2 protein-coding genes are annotated in these 1,975 nt (G+C 64.9%); one reads left to right on the top strand and one right to left on the bottom strand.

Annotated elements, in window-relative coordinates:
* Nucleotides 1-859 (bottom strand): Mrp/NBP35 family ATP-binding protein (locus IL54_RS00860; protein WP_037472511.1); only part of this gene is annotated, 859 nt, incomplete at its 3' end.
* 74 nt (nucleotides 860-933) lie between these two features.
* Here IL54_RS00860 and hflK point away from each other — a divergent pair.
* A partial coding sequence (gene hflK / locus IL54_RS22485; RefSeq protein ID WP_193378793.1) for an FtsH protease activity modulator HflK occupies nucleotides 934-1,975 on the top strand: 1,042 nt, incomplete at its 3' end.

The following is a 1,975-nucleotide window of genomic DNA, read 5'->3' as shown; positions in this document are numbered from 1 at the left end:
GGCGGATATCGATGGCGAGCGGAATGCGGCCCAGGAAGGGCATATCCATCTCGCCGGCCGCCGTTTCCGCGCCGCCAGTGCCGAACGGGTCGGAGATTTCGCCGCAATGGGGGCAGGCATAGCCCGCCATATTCTCGACCAGGCCAATCATCGGCACGCCCGCCTGGGTGAACAGGCTGACCGCGCGGGTCGCGTCGATCAGGGCCAGATCCTGCGGCGTCGAGACGATCACCGCACCGACGGGCTTATGCTTCTGCACCATCGTCAATTGAATGTCGCCGGTGCCCGGCGGCATGTCGACCACCAGCAAGTCGGTCTCGCCCCAATCGGCGTCGATCAGTTGCGACAGGGCATTGCCGACCATCGGCCCGCGCCACGCCAGCGCCTTGCCGGGTTCGACCAGATGCGCCATCGACAGCATCGGAATGCCGAGCGTGCCGGTGACCGGGATCATCTTCTTGTCACGGGCCTGCGGTTTTTGATCCTCGCTTCCCATCAACCGCGCCTGTGACGGGCCGTAGATGTCGGCATCGACCAATCCGACCCGGTGGCCGAGGCGATGCAGCGCGACGGCGAGGTTGGCGGATAGCGTGGATTTGCCGACGCCGCCCTTGCCAGACGCCACGGCGATGATGCGCAGTGATTTGCGTTCCGCCGTCTGGGCGATGCGGACATCGGTGACGCCCGGCACGGTCAGGCCGCCCTCGCGGATTGCGGCAACAAGGCCGTCGCGCCGGTCAGGCGACAGGCCGCCGACATCGAGGGCGAGGGTCATCACCCCGTCCTTGACGCGCGGCGTGCTGGCACGGCCATCGGTCAGAGCGGTCAGGCGGGCGGTAAAATCGGCAATATCGGTCATGACGACGCCCTGTAGGAAATAATCGCTCCTAAGGGCACTGTTTTTCGCGGGCCAGCCTTCCTATAGAAGGTGACATGAAAAGATTATTCGGGTGGATGCCCGGCATCGTGAGCATGGCGCAAGGCCCCTGGGGCGGCAAAAGCGACGGGCCGGAGAGTAATGACGGTTCGGGCGGAAAGGGTGCGGGCGGCGATGGCGGCCCGCGCAATCCGTGGACCCAACCGGGTCGTCCGGTTGGGCAGAAAGGTCCGTCCGCGATCGAGGAAATGTTGCGGCGGGGCCGCGACAGCTTTGGCCAGGGTGGCGGCAATGGCGGCGGCTTTGGTGGCCTGCCGCAGCGTCCCAATGGCAAGGCGCTATGGCCGATCGGGATCGCGATCCTGGTCATCCTGTGGCTCGTATTGACCAGCTTCCACCGTGTCGGCCCGCAGGAACGCGGCGTCGTCACTTATCTTGGCAGTTACAGCCGCACCCTGACCCCCGGTATCAGCCTGACCCTCCCCGCCCCCTTCGCGGCGGTGACGATCGTCGATGTCGAGGAAATCCGCACCATCGACGTGGGATCGACCACGGCGGAGAATGAGAATCTGGTGCTGACCGGCGACCAGAATATCATCGACCTTGCCTATTCGGTGCGCTGGAACATCCGCAATCCCGAACTGTACCTGTTCCAACTGTCCAACCCCGATGCCGCCGTGCGCGAAGTCGCCGAAAGCGCGATGCGCGCCGTGCTGGCCAGCGTCAGCCTGGACGACGCATTGGGCGCGGGCCGTACCGCGATCGAACAGCAGGTCGAACAGCGGATGCAGGAGATACTGGACGGTTACCGTTCCGGCATCCGCATCCAGGGTATTGCGATCAAGCAGGCCGATCCGCCAGCCGCGGTCAATGATGCGTTCAAGGCCGTGTCGGCCGCGCAGCAGACCGCGCAGACCTACCTCAACGAAGCGCGCGCCGCCGCCCAGCAGGTAACGGCCAAGGCGCAGGGCGAGGCAGCCTCCTTCGACAAGGTGTATGAACAATATCGCCTGGCCCCGGACGTGACCCGCCGCCGCATGTATTATGAAACGATGGAGGGCGTGTTGGCTAATGTCGACAAGACCATCGTCGAAGGGA

Origin of the sequence: Sphingobium sp. ba1 (assembly GCF_000743655.1) — a bacterium.
GTDB lineage: Bacteria > Pseudomonadota > Alphaproteobacteria > Sphingomonadales > Sphingomonadaceae > Sphingobium.
Note: the sequence above shows the minus strand (reverse complement) of the source record. Positions and strands in the feature narration are given on the sequence as shown.